Raw genomic sequence first — 19,885 nt, forward strand, 5'->3', positions numbered from 1 at the left:
AATCTATTCTACCGATACTGTCTCAAGATTCTCAGCAGATACGTCGCCTTCTTCTTGATCGTCAAACTGAACACTGCGGTAACGGTTCATACCCGTACCTGCCGGGATCAGCTTACCGATAATAACATTCTCTTTCAAGCCGAGCAGCTTATCAACTTTACCTTTGATAGCAGCATCGGTAAGAACCCGGGTCGTCTCCTGGAAGGAAGCGGCCGACAGGAAGGAGTCTGTCTCAAGCGAAGCCTTGGTAATCCCGAGTAAGACCGGTTTAGCTACAGCAGGCTCTTTATCCGACAGGATCGCCTCTTTGTTCGCAGTCTCGTATTCGTAAATATCCACAAATGAGCCTGGAAGGAGTGTAGTATCTCCAGCATCCACAATACGGATCTTGCGAAGCATCTGCTTGATCATAACTTCAATGTGCTTATCGTTGATTTCTACGCCTTGGTTACGGTATACACGCTGCACTTCTTGCAAAATGTAGTTTTGTACGCCGCGGATACCTTTGATGCGCAGAATTTCTTTAGGGTCGATAGAACCGTCGGTAAGCTCATCTCCGGCTTCGATCTCTTGACCTTCGCTTACGCGAAGACGAGAACCGTAAGTTACGGAGTAGACCTTAGTCTCCGCTTCACCTTGGATCTCAATTTCACGGCGATCCTTAGCTTCACGGATTTCTTTGACTACACCATCAAGTTCACTGATTGTGGCCTGACCTTTCGGATTCCGGGCTTCAAAGAGCTCCTGAATACGCGGCAAACCTTGAGTGATATCGTCTCCCGCAACGCCCCCGGTATGGAACGTACGCATCGTGAGCTGGGTTCCCGGCTCTCCGATGGATTGGGCTGCGATGATACCCACCGCTTCACCGATCTCAACGAACTTGCCTGTAGCCAAGTTACGGCCATAACACTTCTTACAAACACCATGACGGGCACGACAGCTCAGTACAGAACGAATCTGGAGCTTCTCTACACCGGCATTCACAATGGCATTCGCACGATCTGTATCGATGAGCTCATTACGAGCCACAATAACCTCGCCTGTCTCCGGATGCTTGATCGTCTGGAACGAGTAGCGTCCTTCAATACGGTCGAAGAGATCCTCGATGATTTCCTTACCATCCTGGATACGGGATACTGTAATCCCTTTATCTGTTCCACAGTCGTCCTCGCGAACGATAACGTCCTGTGCAACGTCAACCAGACGGCGGGTCAGGTAACCTGAGTCAGCTGTACGAAGAGCTGTATCCGCCAGACCTTTACGTGCTCCGTGAGTCGAGATAAAGTACTCGAGGACCGTAAGACCTTCACGGAAGTTCGCTTTGATCGGAAGCTCATAGATACGTCCTGATGGTGTCGCCATCAGACCCCGCATCCCACCCAGCTGAGTGATCTGCGATTTGTTACCCCGCGCTTTGGAGTCAACCATGAGCATGATGGAGTTGAAGCGGTCCATCGATTTCATGAGGACTTCTGTCAACTGGTCCTTGGATTTGGACCAGATGTCAATTACACGGTCATAACGCTCTTCATCCGTAATCAAGCCGCGGCGATACTGGTTCGTAACTACACGTACTTTCTCATCGGATTCGCGCATAATGGTTGCTTTTTCTTCAGGTACTATAACGTCAGATACGGCAATACTTACACCCGCACGCGTAGAATACGTGAATCCAAGCTGTTTGATTCTATCCAAAATCACAGACGTTTCGGTCGTGTGATAAGTCTCGAAGCAGCGTGCAATGATGGATCCCAGATACTCCTTACCAACAGCTCCTGCAATAGCAGGATCATTGATACGTTCTGCGAGATCCGCACCCTTCTCATGTACAAAGTAGCGATCCGGTGTACCATTGAACAGGTTATCCCGGGTAGCTTCGTTAATGTAAGGGAAGCTGGATGGGAAGATTTCATTGAAAATGATTTTCCCTACCGTAGTTACCAACAGCGCTTTTTGCTGTTCAGGTGTAAATCCTTCTTTATTCAAGGCTTTAGCCGGAATAACGACACGTGCATGCAGGGATGCTGCTCCACGCTGGTAAGCGGACACGGCTTCGTTCACGCTTCCCAGAATCATGCCTGAACCTTTAGCCTGGTTATCATCCATTGTCAGGTAGAAGGATCCAAGGACCATATCTTGGGATGGAGTAACAACTGGCTTGCCATCTTTCGGGTTCAGGATGTTACCCGATGCCAGCATCAGGATTCGAGCTTCTGCTTGCGCTTCCGCTGACAGAGGAACGTGAACCGCCATTTGGTCACCATCAAAGTCGGCATTGTAAGCCGTACATACGAGCGGGTGAAGACGAATCGCGCGTCCTTCTACCAGGATAGGCTCGAACGCTTGGATACCCAGACGGTGAAGCGTCGGTGCACGGTTCAGAAGAACCGGATGCTCCTTGATCACTTCTTCGAGTACGTCCCATACTTCAGGGCTGACACGTTCAACCTTGCGCTTCGCGCTCTTGATGTTATGAGCAAGTCCTTTGTTGACAAGCTCTTTCATCACGAATGGTTTGAACAACTCAAGTGCCATTTCCTTAGGCAGTCCGCATTGGTACATCTTCAGGTAAGGACCTACGACGATAACGGAACGACCAGAATAGTCAACCCGTTTACCGAGCAGGTTCTGACGGAAGCGTCCTTGCTTACCTTTCAGCATATGGCTGAGAGATTTGAGCGGACGGTTACCAGGACCAGTTACAGGACGCCCGCGGCGGCCGTTATCGATCAGCGCATCAACAGCTTCTTGAAGCATCCGCTTCTCGTTTTGGACGATAATATCAGGTGCTCCGAGATCCAGGAGACGCTTCAACCGGTTGTTCCGGTTGATTACGCGGCGGTACAGGTCATTAAGGTCAGAGGTTGCAAAACGTCCGCCATCGAGCTGAACCATCGGACGAAGTTCCGGAGGGATGACCGGAAGAACGTCCAGAATCATCCACTCCGGCTCATTGCCGGAGTTGCGGAAGGCTTCGATAACTTCAAGACGTTTGATCGCACGGTTACGACGCTGACCTTGAGCAGTACGCAGTTCTTCCTTCAGGAAATCAAGCTCTTTCTCCACGTCGATATCCTGCAGAAGCTTCTTAACTGCTTCGGCACCCATACCGGCTTGGAAGCCGTAGCCGTATTTCTCACGGTAGCTGCGGTATTCCTTCTCGGACAGGAGCTGCTTTTTCTCAAGCGGCGTATCGCCAGGATCTGTTACAACATATGATGCAAAATAAATAATCTCTTCCAGTGATCTAGGGGACATATCCAAAGCCAATCCCATACGGCTTGGAATCCCTTTGAAATACCATATATGAGAAACTGGAGCAGCCAGCTCGATGTGACCCATGCGCTCACGGCGGACCTTCGCACGTGTTACTTCAACGCCGCAGCGATCGCAGACAACGCCTTTGTAACGCACACGCTTGTACTTACCGCAGTGACATTCCCAGTCTTTTGTAGGACCGAAAATTTTCTCGCAGAAGAGCCCCTCTTTCTCCGGCTTCAGCGTACGATAGTTAATCGTCTCCGGCTTCTTCACTTCTCCGCGGGACCAAGAACGAATTTTATCTGGGGAAGCAAGCCCAATTTTCATAAACTCGAAATTGTTGACGTCCAACAAAGAGCATCCCTCCTTAACCAAATCCTGATTTGTAATGCTATTCTACGCCGACTTCAGAGCCCTCCAGGTTCAAGCTAAGCTTGTCGCCTGCAGCATCCTCTTCATCGTCTATTTCTCTCATTTCGATCTCTTCTTCATTCTCACTCAGGATTTTCACGTCCATACCCAAGCTTTGAAGCTCTTTGATCAATACTTTGAAGGACTCAGGAACGCCTGGCTCCGGCACATTCTCGCCTTTGACAATGGATTCGTAGGTCTTAACCCGTCCCACCACGTCATCGGATTTAACTGTGAGAATCTCCTGGAGAGTGTACGCCGCACCATATGCCTCAAGCGCCCATACCTCCATCTCCCCGAAACGCTGTCCACCGAACTGAGCTTTACCACCCAGAGGCTGTTGGGTAACGAGTGAGTAAGGACCTGTAGAGCGGGCATGGATCTTATCGTCAACCATGTGAGCGAGCTTGATCATGTGCATGACGCCTACTGTAACTTCACGTTCAAATCTGTCACCCGTACGGCCATCATACAGAACGGTTTTACCATTACGCTGCATACCTGCCTCTTCCATGGTATCGAACACATCGTACTCGTTCGCTCCATCAAAGACTGGTGTTGCCACGTGGATACCGAGCTTCATTGCGGCCATACCCAGGTGGATCTCAAGCACCTGCCCGATGTTCATCCGTGAAGGTACCCCCAGCGGGTTAAGAACAACCTGCACTGGTGTTCCGTCAGGCATGAACGGCATATCTTCCTCTGGCAAAATACGCGCTACGACACCCTTGTTACCATGTCGTCCGGCCATTTTGTCACCTTCGGAAATCTTACGTTTTTGGGCAATATATACACGAACCAGTTGATTAACACCTGGCGGCAGTTCATCCCCGTTCTCACGAGTGAAGACCTTAACATCCACAACGATACCGTCAGTACCGTGCGGTACACGCAGGGAAGTATCACGAACTTCACGAGCCTTCTCACCGAAAATCGCATGAAGCAAGCGCTCTTCCGCAGTCAGTTCAGTAACACCCTTTGGTGTAACTTTACCAACCAGAATATCACCGGCACTGATCTCAGCACCTACACGAATAATTCCGCGCTCGTCGAGGTTTCTAAGAGCTTCTTCACCTACGTTAGGAATATCGCGTGTAATTTCTTCCGGTCCAAGCTTCGTGTCACGCGCTTCGGATTCATACTCCTCAATGTGGATCGATGTATATACATCTTCTTTGACGAGCTTCTCACTAAGGAGAATCGCATCCTCATAGTTGTAACCTTCCCAAGTCATGAAGGCCACGACCACATTGCGGCCCAGTGCCAATTCACCCATCTCTGTGGAAGGGCCGTCAGCAAGGATATCACCCTTCTTGACGATATCGCCTCTCTTGACGATTGGACGCTGGTTAATGCATGTCCCTTGGTTCGAACGCATAAATTTGTGTAATTTATATTTAACAAGGTCGCCTTTGACTTCCTTGCCTTCGACCGTCTCAACGCGGCGCAGCCAAATTTCATTAGCTGCCGAACGCTCAATGATCCCGTCATACTTAGCAACTATACATACACCAGAGTCTTTCGCAGACTTGTGCTCCATTCCCGTCCCTACAAGAGGTGCCTTAGGAATTAGAAGTGGTACAGCCTGCCGCTGCATGTTCGATCCCATGAGTGCGCGGTTGGAGTCATCGTTCTCCAAGAAAGGAATCAGCGCTGTAGCAACAGACACTACCTGCTTCGGAGAGATATCCATGTAGTCAACGCGGTCACTAGGCATAGTCAAAATGTTATCGGACTGCTTGTTATAACGAACAATGACTTGTTCTTCCTTAAAGCTGCCGTCTTCATTGAGCTCGACATTGGCCTGCGCGATAACGTAGTTATCTTCCTCATCCGCAGTCAAGTAAGAAATTTGCTCCGTAACTTTACCTGTCTTAGGATCTACCCAACGATATGGCGCTTCAATGAAGCCATACTCATTGATACGGGCAAATGTGGACAAGGAGTTGATCAGACCGATGTTCGGTCCTTCCGGTGTCTCAATCGGACACATACGGCCATAGTGAGAGTGGTGAACGTCACGCACTTCCATGCCCGCACGTTCCCGGGTCAAACCACCAGGTCCGAGTGCAGACAGACGGCGCTTATGCGTAAGTTCCGCCAGCGGGTTCGTCTGGTCCATGAACTGGGACAGCTGGGAGCTTCCGAAGAACTCTTTGATTGAGGCAATAACCGGACGAATGTTGATTAGAGCCTGCGGTGTAATTACATTAGCATCCTGGATGGACATTCTCTCACGAACTACGCGCTCCATACGGGATAGACCGATACGGAACTGGTTCTGCAGCAACTCACCAACAGAGCGTAGACGGCGGTTACCCAGATGGTCGATATCATCCGTGCTTCCGATTCCATGCAGCAGGTTAATGAAATAACTGATTGAGGAGATAATATCAGCAGGCGTAATGTTCTTAACTGATTTATCGATATCGCGGTTAGCGATGACTTTAACAACTTTACCATCTTCAATTGGAGAGAATACATCAATAGTCTGTAGAGGCACATCCTCAGTTTCAAGCACACCATTAGCTACATGGTAAGTCTTGAAGCCAACTCCCTCTTCCAGGTTCTTAAGAATCTCATCCAGCAAACGGCGATCAACCATTTGACCCGCTTCTGCAATAATCTCACCTGTTGATGTATCAATCAGGGACTCTGCAAGGCGTTGGTTAAAGAGACGGTTCTTAATATGAAGCTTTTTGTTGATTTTGTAGCGGCCTACGTTCGCCAGATCATAACGCTTCGGATCAAAGAAACGCGCAACCAGCAAACTTCTTGCATTATCAAGTGTAGGAGGCTCGCCCGGACGAAGACGTTCATAAATTTCAATGAGCGCTTTCTCCGTGGAGTCCGTATTGTCTTTGTCCAGCGTATTGCGGATATATTCATCGTTACCGAGAAGGTCTAGAATCTCAGCATCCGTACCAAAACCGAGTGCGCGAAGCAATACAGTTACAGGTATTTTACGAGTACGGTCGATCCGGACATAAATAATGTCCTTAGCATCCGTCTCAAGCTCAAGCCATGCACCACGGTTAGGAATTACCGTCGCAGTGTAGGCCTTCTTGCCGTTCTTATCTATTTTGGTATTGAAATAGACGCTAGGGGAGCGGACCAACTGGCTGACAATAACCCGTTCTGCACCATTGATAATGAAGGTGCCGGTTTCCGTCATCAGCGGGAAATCCCCCATGAACACTTCCTGCTCTTTGACTTCGCCGGTTTCTTTATTAATGAGCCGGACTTTTACTCTAAGTGGTGCAGCATACGTAACGTCACGCTCTTTCGCATCGTCTACCGTATACTTTGGTTCACCAAGACTGTAGTCGATAAATTCCAGAATCAAATTGCCGGTAAAATCCTGTATCGGCGAGATGTCCTGAAACATTTCCCGAAGACCTTCCTCCAAAAACCACTCGTATGATTTTTGTTGGATCTCAATCAGGTTCGGAACCTCGAGTACCTCGTTAATTCGCGCATAACTACGCCGAGTGCGTCGACCATATTGAACAAGATGTCCTGCCAACTTAAACTCACCCCTCATGTCTACTCACTTAAAAATTTCATTGCGAACCCGTGTTTGTCCCTATATAATAAAGTCCATAGAAACGGATTCCTGCACAAATAAAGAAAAGCCCTTATCGAATGCTTTCGAAAAAAGAGCATCATTATTAGTGCCTTTCCTGTCGATGTCCTCATTATCAGTAGACTTGCCAAAATTGGGCATTATATACGTTTATAGAAGATCAGTGAACCTCTACTCACGAAATTATGCTTGACATTTCAGCAGACTAAAGCCATGTAGGGCATCCTAATACTGACATTTTACAATAATATCACACTCATAATCCCAAGTCAATAGCCTTATTTTTTTGTAGCCCTAAAGATTCGGTAACCCTTCTCTTTGGTAACTTCCTCAACTTCCCCAAATAAGGATTCCAGCTTTTCCTTCGCCGAAGGGGCTCCCTGCTTCTTTTGAATTACTACCCACAGTGAACCACCTTCATTAAGCCTGTCTGCGGCTCCTTCAAAGATAGCATGAACCGTTGCCTTGCCTGCTCGTATTGGTGGATTCGTTAATATTACATCAAACTTCTCATCACCGAGCGCCTTGTAGAGATCACTTTGGATCACCGTGACGTTCTTGATTCCATTATTCGAGACATTCTCTTTGGCTAATTCAATAGCACGTTCATTCACATCAATCAGGGTCACTCGCCCCCGTGAGGCAAGCCCTGCCGCAGCCATTCCCATTGGACCGTATCCACAGCCTACATCCAGAACGCTAGCATCCTCAGGAATTTCCATAGCATCAATCAATACACGGCTTCCGAAGTCTACCCCTTGCTTGGAGAACACTCCAGCATCGCTCACGAACTTATAGAGCCTGCCTCTTAGCGTCGCCTCCCAGGTCTTGCGGTTATGAGCCGTCACCGGCTTACTGGAATAATAATGATCGGACATCTTCTTCCTCCAGGTTGATATATTCGATAACCTATCTTTCTATAATATCGATAAGAATGATTCACTCCAAGTTTGTCCAGAAACCCTCACTTATATAAAAACAAACCCCTTGAATATCTTCAAGGGGTTTGTGCGGGAGAAGTAGAATTACTTAACTTCTACAGAAGCGCCTGCTTCTTCCAATTTAGCTTTAACCGCTTCAGCATCTTCTTTAGATACTTTTTCTTTCAATGCTTTTGGAGCGTTGTCAACCAGGTCTTTTGCTTCTTTCAGACCAAGACCAGTGATTTCGCGAACCACTTTGATTACGTTGATTTTGGAAGCGCCAGCGCTTGTCAAAATTACGTCGAACTCGGATTGCTCAGCAGCTGCTTCGCCACCGCCGCCACCTGCTACAACTACTGGAGCTGCTGCAGTTACGCCGAATTCTTCTTCGATTGCTTTAACGAGATCGTTAAGTTCAAGAACAGTCATACCTTTGATTTCTTCCAAAATTGTTTCTTTACTCATGGTAGAACCTCCGTTATATAATTTTATAGTTTTTTTGTTAAATTACTAGATCAAAAAGATTCTTACGCGCTAGCGCCAGTTTCTTCTTTGTCAGCAACGGCTTTAACTGCAAGCGCGAAGTTGCGCACAGGAGCTTGAAGCACGCTGAGGAGCATGGAAAGGAGACCTTCGCGTGAAGGAAGCTCTGCAAGAGCTTTGATTTGGTCAACGCCGACTACACGGCCTTCAACCACGCCACCCTTAACTTTAAGAGCATCATTCTTCTTAGCGAAATCGTTAAGAATTTTAGCTGGAGCTACTGCATCATCCGCGCTGAATGCGATTGCTGTTGGACCTGTCAGAACTTCATCCAGTTCTGTCAATTCTGCAGCTGCAGTCGCACGGCGAACGATCGAGTTCTTCAGTACTTGGAATTCGATACCAGCTTCACGAAGCTGCTTACGAAGTTCGGTTACTTGAGAAACATTCAGACCGCGATAGTCAGCAACAACAGTTGTTACGCTCTCGCGCAGCTTAGTAGTTACCACGTCAACGGCATCTTGTTTTGCTTGAATTACTTTTGCATTTGCCAAACTGTACACCTCCTGTTAGATTTACTGAGCGCCGGTCGTTCATCTCTGTCGACTGTCTCTGACGCTCTCCTGCAATAACGGACAAGCCGTTTATATGAGGAAGTTCTTTGTTGGGTTCAGATCACTACGTTACCGCCCTGTCTGATGCCCATCAAAAAAGCCTCCGTAGAATCACGAAGGCCTGATAAATCATCATTCACAGAATACTGCAAAGTCCGAATCTCTATCACAACACCTCGGTAGGAAATTAAGCCGCAAGGCACCTACTGTCTACGGTAAGCATATTCACATTTAATTGTTGAAATCAATGCAACCACTTCACTATACCAGAGGGTATACTCTAGAGTCAACCCTGAATTTATTACCAGTGGTAATAAATCTTATCTGTAAGATGTAGTGTTCACACGGGCACTTGGTCCCATCGTCGAAGAGATCGCGATGTTCTTCAAGTATACGCCTTTAGCAGCCGCTGGTTTAGCGCGGTTCAATGCATCGATGAGAGCTTTAAGGTTCTCATTCAGCTTTTCAGCATCAAAAGATACTTTGCCGATTGGTGCATGAATTTGACCTGCTTTATCAAGACGGTATTCGATTTTACCCGCTTTGATTTCTTGAACCGCCTTAGCTACATCAAATGTAACTGTTCCCGCTTTAGGGTTAGGCATCAAACCTTTACCCCCGAGAAGACGACCCAATTTACCAACTTCACTCATCATGTCCGGTGTTGCTACACACACATCGAACTCGAACCAGCCTTGTTGGATTTTGTTGATAACGTCTTGATCGCCTACGTAGTCAGCACCAGCAGCTTCCGCTTCTTTTGCTTTCTCGCCTTTAGCGAATACAAGGACACGTTGAGTTTTACCAGTACCGTGTGGCAATACAACTACACCACGAACAGCTTGGTCTTGTTTACGAGGGTCTACACCCAAACGTACTGCGGCTTCAACAGTCTCGTCGAATTTAGCAGTAGCTGCCTTCTTAACCAGTTCAACGGCTTCAGCAGGCTCGTAAGTTGCTTCACTATCAATCAGCTTAGCAGCTTCAAGGTATTTTTTACCGTGTTTAGCCATTTAAATTTCCTCCTTTGTGGTATTAGCGGATATTCCTCCCACTTGTTGGCCGGACTTGTCCGGCAGCATCCAAAAGATTAGTCTTGGATTGTGATACCCATACTACGGGCAGTACCTTCAACCATAAGCATTGCTGCTTCAACAGAAGCTGCGTTAAGGTCAGGCATTTTTTGTTCCGCGATTTGACGTACAGTCGCACGGTTCACAGTTGCTACTTTCTTCTTGTTAGGTTCACCAGAACCCTTCTCGATCTTAGCAGCTACGCGAAGCAATACTGCAGCCGGTGGAGTCTTGGTAATGAAAGTGAAAGAACGATCTTCAAATACCGAAATTTCAACCGGAATGATCAGACCTGCTTGATCGGCAGTACGAGCGTTGAACTCTTTACAGAATGCCATGATGTTGACACCTGCTTGACCCAGCGCCGGACCTACCGGAGGTGCTGGATTCGCTTTCCCCGCAGGAATTTGCAGTTTTACAACTTTAATGATCTTTTTAGCCATGTAAAACACCTCCTTGCACTAATAGTGGTACCCGGGATCAAACTCGTCAATCCCTCCCACAGAAAACCTTAAGAAAACTATAGCTTCTCCACTTGAGTAAAATCAAGCTCAAGCGGGGTTTCCCGTCCAAACATGTTGACGTGAACCTTCACTTTGCTCTTGTCGGTCAGTATTTCTTCAACAGACCCAACAAAGTTAGCAAAAGGACCAACCTTAATACGTACAGATTCCTTGAGTTCAAACTCAATAACCGGCTTCGGTTCTTCCATGCCCATGTGGTTCAGAATCTGTTCCACTTCTTCAGGAAGCAAAGGTGTCGGTTTGGAACCGGAACCTGTCGAGCCGACGAAACCTGTAACTCCCGGTGTATTGCGGACAACATACCAGGAATCGTCAGTCTGGATCATTTCCACCAAGACATAACCAGGGTAAACTTTACGCATAACGGTCTTCTTCTTACCGTCTTTGTTCACGATCTCTTCTTCCATAGGAACAAGAACCCGGAAAATCTTGTCTTCCATGCCCATAGACTCAACGCGTTTTTCCAAATTGGCTTTGACTTTATTCTCATACCCGGAATAGGTATGAACCACATACCATCTTTTTTCCATATCAAGCCACCTGGGACCCTTCTTAAATAATCGCGTTGATCACAGCGGAAATGCCGATGTCAAGAACCCAAAAATAAATTGCGACAACTACGATTGTACCGAGGACAATCAGCGTATAATTCGTCAGCTCTTTACGATTAGGCCAGCGAACTTTTTTAAGCTCAGCCCAGCTTTCAGAGAAAAAAGAAAACATCGACTTGAAACTACGTTTCATCCGCACCTACACCTCCAAAGACTATCTGGTTTCGCGATGAGGAAATTGCTCGTTACAGAACTTGCAAAATTTCTTCATCTCCATGCGGTCGGGGTGGTTACGCTTGTTTTTCGTTGTCGTGTAGTTTCTTTGTTTGCAGTTCGTACAAGCCAACGTGATAATTACCCGCATGATGTGCACCTCCCGAAGACATTCTTTCTTACAGAAGTCTCTATATTGATCCCGACATAGTCGGGCCGTTCAGAGAGGCCTAAGGTCGCTCCGCCTCATCCGAAATCCAGGAAAAATCAAGCAAATGCCTAAATCTCCTTAATTCAAAAAAAGCAAGCGCGAAATTTGGCCTACCTAAAACACTTTATCATAAGGGTATAGCCGTGTCAATGAAAGAATGGCCTTGTTCCTGTGCGGATCCTGCCTGCCGATATTGTTCTTTTTCACTCTGAAGCCACTTCCCACTCATGTCTCAGTATGAACCCTTGTCCCTACCTCTAAACATCCTGATTACGAATCTAGCTCAGCGAATTGAAGGTAGAAAGCCAATATCCCCTAGATTAAGAGTGAAAAGAAAAAAAGACTCCATCATGAGTCCTTTCTCTACTTGCTGCTATAGTTCGTCGCGAACTTCTAAATATCGTTCAAGCTTCCGCTTAACACGCTGAAGAGCGTTATCTATTGATTTCACATGCCGTCTAAGATCGACCGCAATTTCCTGATAAGATCTTCCGTCCAGATAGAGCATCAGTACCTTACGCTCCAGGTCACTGAGGATTTCGGACATCTTGTCTTCCAGTCCAACAAACTCTTCTTGATTGATAATAAGTTCTTCAGGATCAGACACCTGCGTGCCGCATATTACATCCAGCAGAGTACGATCGGAGTCCTCGTCATAGATAGGCTTGTCCAAAGATACGTACGAATTGAGAGGAATATGCTTCTGCCTGGTGGCTGTCTTGATCGCAGTTATAATCTGCCTGGTAATACATAGCTCGGCGAAAGCCTTAAAGGAAGCAAGCTTATCACCCTTGAAGTCTCTGATCGATTTATAAAGACCGATCATGCCTTCCTGAATAATATCCTCCCGGTCAGCTCCTATTAGGAAATAGGATCTTGCCTTGGCTCTGACGAAACTGCGATACTTATTGATCAAGTACTCCAGTGCTTCGCTGTCGCCTTCCCGGACTGCCTCGACAATGTCTTCATCACTTTGAATCTCATAGTCAAATTTCATCATTACTTTGAGGTCGACACTCAACACAATCCCTCCGGCTGCAACGCACAGTGCCCCGTCACTTCAATCAAGTATACGATCAGTATATATGATGGGGTGTAACAGCGTCAACCACATAAGTCCTAAATTTTGTAAAGTCGAACTTTGTCAAGAGCTATTGGAAGCATATCGGAATGTGCCTTTCTACTCTCTACGCCAACGTTCGAACATCTTTTTCACTTCAGGACTAAGCTTTCCTCCAAGCGTATTCCGGCTTGAATTCATGCGATCCTCGGCAATTTTCGACTGAATCTCCCGCTCAATCTGTTCCACCTGGGTCAATAATTCCCTTGCCGGAATACGCAAGGCGCCCTGACCGAAGATCACATGCTGTTCAACTAGGTCACTAGTCGCAACATATATCTGGCGACGCCGGTGGCTAAGCTCGCGTACGAGCCGCTCTATACACTCATCGGCAGTTTCTTTTTCACTTGTGAAGTAGATCTGTATCTTATTCTGTGCAAAAGATTTGCCATGCCCCGGTACCCGGTAAGCATCAAAAACAGCGATCACATGCCTGCCGGTATAAGCCTGATAATCCGCCAGTCTCTCCAGCAGTCTGTCCCTGGCTTCCTGCAGCCCAATCTTGGACAGCTTGGTCAGCTCCGGCCAATCTCCGATCATGTTGTATCCATCTACAAGGAGAACATCCCGCATCTCCTCCATCATGAGCCTATCCCTGACTCTTGCGTCTGCGAAGAGTCTCGTACATGATTACACCCGCGGCAACGGATGCATTGAGCGAATTAAGCCGGCCAACCATTGGCAGCTTAAGAAGAACGTCACATTTTTCCCGGATCAGTCGGCCCATGCCCTTATTCTCGTTCCCAATCACAATGGCTACAGGCCCGGTAAATACGCCGTTATCATAAATTTCCTCTTTGGCAGTAACATCCGTTCCAACAATCCATACTCCCGCTTCCTTCAGCTGCTCCATAGTCTGGGCCAAATTTGTTACCCGGGCCACAGGCACATACTCCACTGCGCCCGCTGAGGTCTTGGACACTGTTGAAGTTATTGATGCGGACCGCCGCTTCGGAATGATTACTCCATGGACGCCCGTACATTCAGCCGTACGAAGAATAGAACCCAGGTTATGAGGGTCTTCAATCTCATCGAGCAGGAGTAAAAAAGGAGCTTCTTCCTTCTCCGCGGCTCTCGCGAGAAGGTCTTCCACCTCGGCATACGCATACGGAGCCACCTGGGCTGCAACGCCTTGATGCTGCAAATCCGGCACCATTTGATCCAGCTTACGTCTGTCCACATGTTGAACGACAATGCCATTCTTTTTGGCTTCGGCAATAATAGGCTGTGTCAAGTGCTTCTGAGCACCTTCGGCTATCAGAATTTTGTTAATTGTGCGGCCGGCGCGAAGCGCCTCAAGCAGGGAATGCTTGCCGCCGATCCAGTCTTCGTTCGTGTTGTCCACCTGTATATCCTCCAAAGTAGGATTCCGAGGGGGGCCTCGGGCTCCCTTAATTTTTTTTCACAACCCTCCCAAACCCTCCCTTACCTAAGCATATGCTTACGACGTGGTTTTCCCTTTGGGAAAACCTTTAGGAGGGCCCCAAGGGCTACGCCCTCTGGACACCCGGAATTGGAATAACAATAGGTGTATATAGAGGCGGGGTTTAGCCGGCTGGGTGGGAGGAGCGCTTGCCGCCCCTTTGGGGCCCGCTTTACTTGCTGCGGTGTTTAGTTGCCTGTTTCCGTTGGCGTGATACGCTGGGCTTTGGGCACCCGGGCCGGCTGCGAGCGGTTAGCCGCTTGCCGCCCCCTTGGGGCCCGCTCTACTTTCGGCGCCCCTGCACTGGGCGTGACTGCTGCTGATTATGCAGTACTGATCTTGCGTGCTAGGCATCGCTCTCCCTGCGGGACTCGGCTCACGTCTGCGCAGAGCTTGGTGCTGCTGATTGAGCTCTTTCTGGTCTTCCGTGCTCGGCATCGCTCTCCCTGCGGGATTTGCTTACTTCCCCAAGATCTAAGTCTTGGGACCGGACAGCATCAGATCAAGTCCATAGGTGATCAGATAGATCATCCGGTCTTGCTCGCCGCCGTAATACAGGTAACCGATCAATGCCTCGAACGCGGTGGCGTGACGGTAATCGATGACGTTCGCGTTCTTCGGCACGCTGCCGGATTTGGCGTTGCGGCCCTGACGTACGACGTCAAGCTCGGCTTCCGTAAGCTCTGGCTCGATCAATGAGAGCAGCGTGGCCTGGGCCTTGGCGGAGACGAACTTGGTTGACTGCACGTGCAAGTGATGCGGACGCAGGTTAGGCCGCGAGATGACATACTGCCGGACTGCTACTTCGAAGATGGCATCGCCGATATAGGCCAGTGCCAAGGGAGGGAGCAGCCGGGCCGGCTTGGATGACGGGTAAGGGAACCACAGCGGCGCTCCAGTGAGGCCGCTGTTCATATCGCCAGTATCTGTCATTTACGACGCCACCGCATACCCTGTGGTGTATCCTCAAGCAGGATGCCCTCAGCATCAAGCAGGTCCCGGATTTCATCGGCACGTGCCCAATTCTTGTTCTTCCGCGCTTCAGCACGCTCGGTGATGAGACGCTCGATATCTTCTGAAGGAAGCTCTGCGCTTTCAGCCGTATAGATCCGCAGCACTTTATTCATCTCATCGAACACTTGCTTGGCGGCAATCAGATCCGCACTGCTGACAACCGCTTGACTCAGCAGGCAGTTCACCTCGTTCACCCATTCAAATACAGCTGTAATGGCATCAGGGGTATTGAAATCGTCCTGCATCTTATCGTGAAACAGCTGACGAATGGCAGCAAGCTTAGCCGCCAGTTCAGGCGATACTTCACTGCCCGTGTCTCCAACCGCCTGAAGACGATGATTCAGGTTAACCACCGCATTTGCGATACGCTCTACGCTTTTCTCGGCCTGCTCCATGGTCTCCTCTGTGAAGTTCAGCGGATTCCGGTAATGGCTGGAGAGCATGAAGTAGCGGATAGCTTCCCGCTTATACATGTTACGAAGATCCTTGACAAGCACACCATTGCCGAGGGACTTCGACATTTTTTCTCCGCTGATATTAATGAATCCGTTATGCATCCAGTAGTTCGCAAGCGGCTTGCCGGTAACAGCCTCAGACTGGGCTACCTCGCACTCATGGTGAGGGAACTGCAGATCCTGACCTCCGCCGTGAATGTCCAGTGTGTCCCCAAGCAGCTCGCGGGCCATCGCAGAGCATTCAATATGCCAGCCTGGTCTACCATCGCCCCAAGGACTGGACCAATAAATCTCACCCGGTTTGGCCGCTTTCCAGAGCACGAAATCCTGTGGATTCTCTTTGCGCTCATCCACATTGATCCGGATGCCGAATTGCAGCTCCTCAATGTTCTGATGGGACAGCTTGCCGTATTCCTCGAATTTGCCAGTGCGGTAGAAGACGTCGCCCCCCTGCTCATAAGCATACCCTCTGCGCTCAAGCTCCTTAATAAAATCAATAATCAAGGTCATATTCTCCGTAACCCGCGGATTGGCGGTCGCGCGGGGAATCCCGAGCCCTTCCAGGTCCTCATAGTAAGCCTTAATGAATGTCTCCGCGACAGTTGGGACTGTCGTGCCCATCTCATCCGCTTTGCGAATCAGCTTATCATCGACATCCGTAAAGTTGACAACAAAGTTCACGTCATATTCCAATGCTTCCAAATAGCTGCGTACCACATCAAAAAAGATAGCCGGACGCGCATTCCCAATATGAATATAACCGTAAACGGTAGGTCCGCATACATACACCTTGGCTTTGCCCGGCTCCTGGCTGACGAACCTTTCCTTCTTGCGGGTTAGTGTATTGTAGATGTGAAGTGCCATACTAACATCCTTTCGTTTCTTGAGATACGGGTGTCTGAACCCTGCTGCTTGCTGTATAGTGTAATTTTAGCCTTTGTCCCCATGAGAGAGGACCTCCGCACGCAGCTCCGCCCGTTCTTCCTTCAAATTCCTAAGCTCCTCTTGCAGCTCCTCGATCTCACGCTGGAGCACCCGCATCGTATCGACAACCGGGTCGGGCAGCTGGTGGCTGAGCCGGTCCATACGCACGCCTCCCTGCTTAACCACTTTACCCGGAATCCCCACCACGGTGCTGTTCGGAGGGATTTCCTTAAGAACCACAGAGTTGGCTCCAATATTGCTCTGGGCTCCTACGGTGAACGAACCTAGAATTTTGGCACCCGAACCTATAACAACATTATTGCCAATTGTAGGGTGTCTTTTGCCTTTTTCTTTTCCGCTGCCGCCAAGGGTTACACCCTGATAGATCACCACGTCATCCCCGATTTCACAGGTCTCTCCAATGACAACGCCCATACCGTGGTCAATGAACAGACGATTCCCTATTGTTGCGCCCGGGTGAATCTCAATCCCCGTGAAGAATCGGCTAACCTGGGAGATGATACGGGCCACAGAGAACCACTTTCTCCGGTAAAAGGCATTTGCAATCCGGTGACTCCATATAGCATGCAGTCCAGAATAAGTAAAGACGACCTCGAACCAGCCTCGTGCCGCGGGATCATTGTCCAGCACTGCTTCAATATCTGATCTCATCTTCTTAAACATAAGCTATGCCCCCTCCCCCGTAAGTCCCTGACTATACTAAAAAAAGCGCCCCCGCAGCTTTCGCTGCAGAGACGCCTTACACGCGGTCCCACTCTGCTTAAATGCCGCAGCCTCTGTATAACAGAGTCCGAGACATTTCTCTCAAACGTCCTTAACGGGGACGATACGGCGGAATCTACCCGCGCACTTTAGCGCGCTCAATTCCACAGCTCCCGGGTGCATTTCCGCCGAATGCATTTAGATAACTCGCAGCCTGGCGGCGCGTGGCCACCGGTTATCTTCTCTGATAAATACATCAATAAGCGTACTTCTCCCGATCTGTGCTTTTGGGTTGTAATCGAAGTTATAACTGTTCAATAGCTTTCTTCTATATTAACGAAAAGAAATCGAACTGACAAGAAGATTCGCCGCCTAAGCACCCCGAATTTGAGATTTAAGGCGGTCTAAGACACGATCTTTACCCAGAAGGTAGATAGTCTGGTTCAAATCACGTCCATGCATTTGTCCTGTGAGGGCAACACGGATAGGCATGAACAGCTGTTTGCCTTTGTAACCCGTCTCTTTCTGCACTTCTTTAATTAACACAGCCATGCTCGAAGCCGAGAATTCCGAAGCTTGTTCAACTTTAGCCAGGAAGGCCTGCAGCACTTCAGGCACCTGAGGCTCTGATAATACAGACGCAGCTTCCGCATCCAGCTCCATATGTGTACGGAAGAACAAGGCTGACAGCTCAACAATATCGGAAGCCGATGTCATCTGCTCCTGATAGAGGGCAACGAGCGACTTGGCCCAGCTGAGCTGTTCTTCTGTAAGCTGTTCCGGGAGACGGGACGCCTTCTGCAGCTGTGGAATCGCAAGTGCAGCGATCTGTTCCGGGTCTGAATTCTTGATATAAGTGTTATTAATATGCGCCAGCTTATTTGTATCAAAGACTGCCGGGCTCTTCGAAAGCCGGTTCGCATCAAAGATGGAGATAAGCTCTTCCCGGGAGAAGATCTCCTCTTCCCCTTCCGGCGACCAGCCGAGTAAGGCAATGAAGTTAAACATCGCTTCAGGCAGGTAGCCAAGCTGCTCGTACTGCTCAATGAACTGAATAACCGATTCATCCCGCTTGCTCAGCTTCTTGTGATTCTCACCCACGATCAAGGTCATGTGTCCGAATTTTGGCGGCTCCCAGCCAAATGCTTCATAGATCATCAATTGGCGGGGTGTATTGGAGATATGGTCTTCTCCGCGAAGCACGTGGGAGATCTTCATCAGGTAATCATCCAGCACAACGGCAAAGTTGTACGTTGGAATGCCGTCCTTCTTCACAATGACGAAATCTCCGGATATATTGGACTCGAAGGAGATTGGTCCTTTTACCAGATCATCAAAAGCGTAGGTCTTGTTCTCAGGTACACGGAATCTGATGCTTGCCGTGCGGCCTTCAGCCTCGTAGGCCTTCTGCTGCTCTTCCGTCAAATCACGGTGTCTGCCCGAGTAGCGCGGGGTCTCTCCTCTGGCCGTCTGCTCTTCCCGCTCCTGCTCAAGCTCCTCTTCCGTACAATAACAGCGGTAAGCAAGACCCTTGTCCAGCAGCTCCTGCCAGTACTGACGGTAGATGTCAAGACGCTCCGTCTGCCGGTAAGGACCGTAATCCCCGCCGACATCGACACTCTCATCCCAGTTCATCCCCAACCATTTCAGGTACTTCAGCTGGCTCTCTTCGCCGCCTTCAATATTGCGCTTCACATCGGTATCTTCTATACGAATAATGAATTTGCCCCCTAGATTACGGGCGAACAAGTAGTTGAATAGTGCCGTTCTTGCATTACCAATATGTAAATGACCTGTTGGACTCGGCGCATACCGAACACGAACTTCTGTCATTGAAATCCCCTCCGCGTACTAATTATAATAAAGCCCTCTTCCATCCGTATCCCACGATCATAGCATATCTTTGACAAGGCAGACAACACACTGTGCAGCAATCCCCTCGCCTCGTCCCGTGAAGCCCAGCTGCTCTGTGGTCGTCGCTTTCACATTGACCTGATCCACCTGTGCACCAAGCGCAGAAGCAATCACCTCTACCATTTGGGGAATGTACGGAGCCATCTTTGGACGCTGGGCAATAATCGTAGCATCGAGATTTCCAAGCACATATCCCTTGTTCAGCGCTTTCTCCCACACTTCCTTCAAGAGCTTAAGGCTGTCCGCGTCCTTGAATTCCGGATCTGTATCGGGAAAATGCCGGCCGATATCCCCTTCTCCAATAGCCCCCAAGATGGCATCACTGATCGTATGCAGCAGCACATCGGCGTCTGAGTGCCCCAGAAGGCCCTTTTCATAAGGAATCGTCACCCCGCCAATTATGCAGGGTCTTCCCTCTACCAGCTGGTGTACGTCAAATCCTTGTCCTACTCTAATCAT

19 protein-coding genes and 1 other annotated feature are annotated in these 19,885 nt (G+C 48.9%); all 19 genes read right to left on the reverse strand.

The window, feature by feature from the left end; all coding sequences use genetic code 11:
* Positions 1 to 3: 3 nt before the first annotated feature.
* Positions 4 to 3,618, reverse strand: a complete 3,615-nt coding sequence (gene rpoC, locus LDO05_RS16085; protein WP_251376326.1) for a DNA-directed RNA polymerase subunit beta' — start codon at positions 3,616 to 3,618, stop codon at positions 4 to 6.
* Between the two features lie 37 nt (positions 3,619 to 3,655).
* On the reverse strand, positions 3,656 to 7,201 hold the full coding sequence (gene rpoB / locus LDO05_RS16090; RefSeq protein WP_251376327.1) for a DNA-directed RNA polymerase subunit beta: 3,546 nt from the start codon (positions 7,199 to 7,201) through the stop codon (positions 3,656 to 3,658).
* 338 nt (positions 7,202 to 7,539) lie between these two features.
* Positions 7,540 to 8,139: a class I SAM-dependent methyltransferase gene (locus tag LDO05_RS16095; RefSeq protein ID WP_251376328.1), complete on the reverse strand. Its 600-nt coding sequence runs from the start codon at positions 8,137 to 8,139 to the stop codon at positions 7,540 to 7,542.
* Between the two features lie 147 nt (positions 8,140 to 8,286).
* Positions 8,287 to 8,649 carry a 50S ribosomal protein L7/L12 gene (gene rplL / locus LDO05_RS16100; protein WP_127200920.1) on the reverse strand — a complete coding sequence of 121 codons (363 nt, stop codon included), beginning with the start codon at positions 8,647 to 8,649 and terminating at the stop codon, positions 8,287 to 8,289.
* Positions 8,650 to 8,711: 62 nt separating this feature from the next.
* Positions 8,712 to 9,221, reverse strand: a complete 510-nt coding sequence (rplJ, locus tag LDO05_RS16105) for a 50S ribosomal protein L10 (protein WP_251376329.1) — start codon at positions 9,219 to 9,221, stop codon at positions 8,712 to 8,714.
* Positions 9,222 to 9,365: 144 nt separating this feature from the next.
* Positions 9,366 to 9,515 (reverse strand) — a sequence feature (ribosomal protein L10 leader region).
* Positions 9,516 to 9,601: 86 nt separating this feature from the next.
* The gene (rplA, locus tag LDO05_RS16110; RefSeq protein WP_251376330.1) at positions 9,602 to 10,294 is read right to left on the reverse strand and encodes a 50S ribosomal protein L1; all 693 of its coding nucleotides are present in this window, start codon (positions 10,292 to 10,294) and stop codon (positions 9,602 to 9,604) included.
* 77 nt (positions 10,295 to 10,371) lie between these two features.
* Positions 10,372 to 10,797: a 50S ribosomal protein L11 gene (gene rplK, locus LDO05_RS16115; RefSeq protein ID WP_127200917.1), complete on the reverse strand. Its 426-nt coding sequence runs from the start codon at positions 10,795 to 10,797 to the stop codon at positions 10,372 to 10,374.
* A 77-nt stretch (positions 10,798 to 10,874) separates the two neighbouring features.
* Positions 10,875 to 11,408 (reverse strand): transcription termination/antitermination protein NusG, encoded by a 534-nt coding sequence (gene nusG / locus LDO05_RS16120; protein WP_251376331.1) that lies wholly within the window; start codon positions 11,406 to 11,408, stop codon positions 10,875 to 10,877.
* Between the two features lie 22 nt (positions 11,409 to 11,430).
* Positions 11,431 to 11,622: a preprotein translocase subunit SecE gene (gene secE, locus LDO05_RS16125; protein ID WP_068620446.1), complete on the reverse strand. Its 192-nt coding sequence runs from the start codon at positions 11,620 to 11,622 to the stop codon at positions 11,431 to 11,433.
* Positions 11,623 to 11,643: 21 nt separating this feature from the next.
* Positions 11,644 to 11,793: a 50S ribosomal protein L33 gene (gene rpmG / locus LDO05_RS16130; RefSeq protein WP_127200915.1), complete on the reverse strand. Its 150-nt coding sequence runs from the start codon at positions 11,791 to 11,793 to the stop codon at positions 11,644 to 11,646.
* Between the two features lie 433 nt (positions 11,794 to 12,226).
* Positions 12,227 to 12,874, reverse strand: a complete 648-nt coding sequence (sigH, locus tag LDO05_RS16135; RefSeq protein WP_251376332.1) for an RNA polymerase sporulation sigma factor SigH — start codon at positions 12,872 to 12,874, stop codon at positions 12,227 to 12,229.
* A gap of 159 nt (positions 12,875 to 13,033) precedes the next feature.
* Complete coding sequence (locus LDO05_RS16140; RefSeq protein WP_251378762.1) at positions 13,034 to 13,555, reverse strand: NYN domain-containing protein; 522 nt, start codon at positions 13,553 to 13,555, stop codon at positions 13,034 to 13,036.
* Between the two features lie 7 nt (positions 13,556 to 13,562).
* A complete protein-coding gene (rlmB, locus tag LDO05_RS16145) occupies positions 13,563 to 14,318 on the reverse strand; it encodes a 23S rRNA (guanosine(2251)-2'-O)-methyltransferase RlmB (RefSeq protein WP_251376333.1) in 756 nt (251 codons plus the stop codon).
* A gap of 330 nt (positions 14,319 to 14,648) precedes the next feature.
* Positions 14,649 to 14,834 (reverse strand): hypothetical protein, encoded by a 186-nt coding sequence (locus LDO05_RS16150; RefSeq protein WP_251376334.1) that lies wholly within the window; start codon positions 14,832 to 14,834, stop codon positions 14,649 to 14,651.
* Between the two features lie 36 nt (positions 14,835 to 14,870).
* A complete protein-coding gene (locus LDO05_RS16155; protein ID WP_251376335.1) occupies positions 14,871 to 15,329 on the reverse strand; it encodes a Mini-ribonuclease 3 in 459 nt (152 codons plus the stop codon).
* Complete coding sequence (gene cysS / locus LDO05_RS16160) at positions 15,326 to 16,729, reverse strand: cysteine--tRNA ligase (protein ID WP_251376336.1); 1,404 nt, start codon at positions 16,727 to 16,729, stop codon at positions 15,326 to 15,328. The genes LDO05_RS16155 and cysS overlap by 4 nt, the downstream gene beginning before the upstream one ends.
* Before the next feature lie 66 nt (positions 16,730 to 16,795).
* Positions 16,796 to 17,473 carry a serine O-acetyltransferase EpsC gene (gene epsC / locus LDO05_RS16165; RefSeq protein ID WP_251376337.1) on the reverse strand — a complete coding sequence of 226 codons (678 nt, stop codon included), beginning with the start codon at positions 17,471 to 17,473 and terminating at the stop codon, positions 16,796 to 16,798.
* Between the two features lie 411 nt (positions 17,474 to 17,884).
* Positions 17,885 to 19,345: a glutamate--tRNA ligase gene (gene gltX / locus LDO05_RS16170; protein ID WP_251376338.1), complete on the reverse strand. Its 1,461-nt coding sequence runs from the start codon at positions 19,343 to 19,345 to the stop codon at positions 17,885 to 17,887.
* 57 nt (positions 19,346 to 19,402) lie between these two features.
* Positions 19,403 to 19,885, reverse strand: coding sequence for a 2-C-methyl-D-erythritol 2,4-cyclodiphosphate synthase (ispF, locus tag LDO05_RS16175; protein WP_251376339.1), 483 nt, complete (start codon positions 19,883 to 19,885; stop codon positions 19,403 to 19,405).

The organism is Paenibacillus sp. YPG26 (assembly GCF_023704175.1).
In the GTDB taxonomy this organism is placed as follows: Bacteria; Bacillota; Bacilli; order Paenibacillales; family Paenibacillaceae; genus Fontibacillus.

Coding starts and splice junctions, on each gene's coding strand:
- gltX (WP_251376338.1), bottom strand. CDS start 19,345: ATGACAGAAGTTCGTGTTCGGTATGCGCCGAGTCCAACAGGTCATTTA.
- LDO05_RS16095 (WP_251376328.1), bottom strand. CDS start 8,139: ATGTCCGATCATTATTATTCCAGTAAGCCGGTGACGGCTCATAACCGC.
- LDO05_RS16155 (WP_251376335.1), bottom strand. CDS start 15,329: ATGACAGATACTGGCGATATGAACAGCGGCCTCACTGGAGCGCCGCTG.
- rplL (WP_127200920.1), bottom strand. CDS start 8,649: ATGAGTAAAGAAACAATTTTGGAAGAAATCAAAGGTATGACTGTTCTT.
- secE (WP_068620446.1), bottom strand. CDS start 11,622: ATGAAACGTAGTTTCAAGTCGATGTTTTCTTTTTTCTCTGAAAGCTGG.
- epsC (WP_251376337.1), bottom strand. CDS start 17,473: ATGTTTAAGAAGATGAGATCAGATATTGAAGCAGTGCTGGACAATGAT.
- ispF (WP_251376339.1), bottom strand. CDS start 19,885: ATGATTAGAGTAGGACAAGGATTTGACGTACACCAGCTGGTAGAGGGA.
- rpmG (WP_127200915.1), bottom strand. CDS start 11,793: ATGCGGGTAATTATCACGTTGGCTTGTACGAACTGCAAACAAAGAAAC.
- LDO05_RS16150 (WP_251376334.1), bottom strand. CDS start 14,834: ATGCCGAGCACGGAAGACCAGAAAGAGCTCAATCAGCAGCACCAAGCT.
- LDO05_RS16140 (WP_251378762.1), bottom strand. CDS start 13,555: ATGGAGGAGATGCGGGATGTTCTCCTTGTAGATGGATACAACATGATC.
- rplK (WP_127200917.1), bottom strand. CDS start 10,797: ATGGCTAAAAAGATCATTAAAGTTGTAAAACTGCAAATTCCTGCGGGG.
- nusG (WP_251376331.1), bottom strand. CDS start 11,408: ATGGAAAAAAGATGGTATGTGGTTCATACCTATTCCGGGTATGAGAAT.
- rplA (WP_251376330.1), bottom strand. CDS start 10,294: ATGGCTAAACACGGTAAAAAATACCTTGAAGCTGCTAAGCTGATTGAT.
- cysS (WP_251376336.1), bottom strand. CDS start 16,729: ATGGCACTTCACATCTACAATACACTAACCCGCAAGAAGGAAAGGTTC.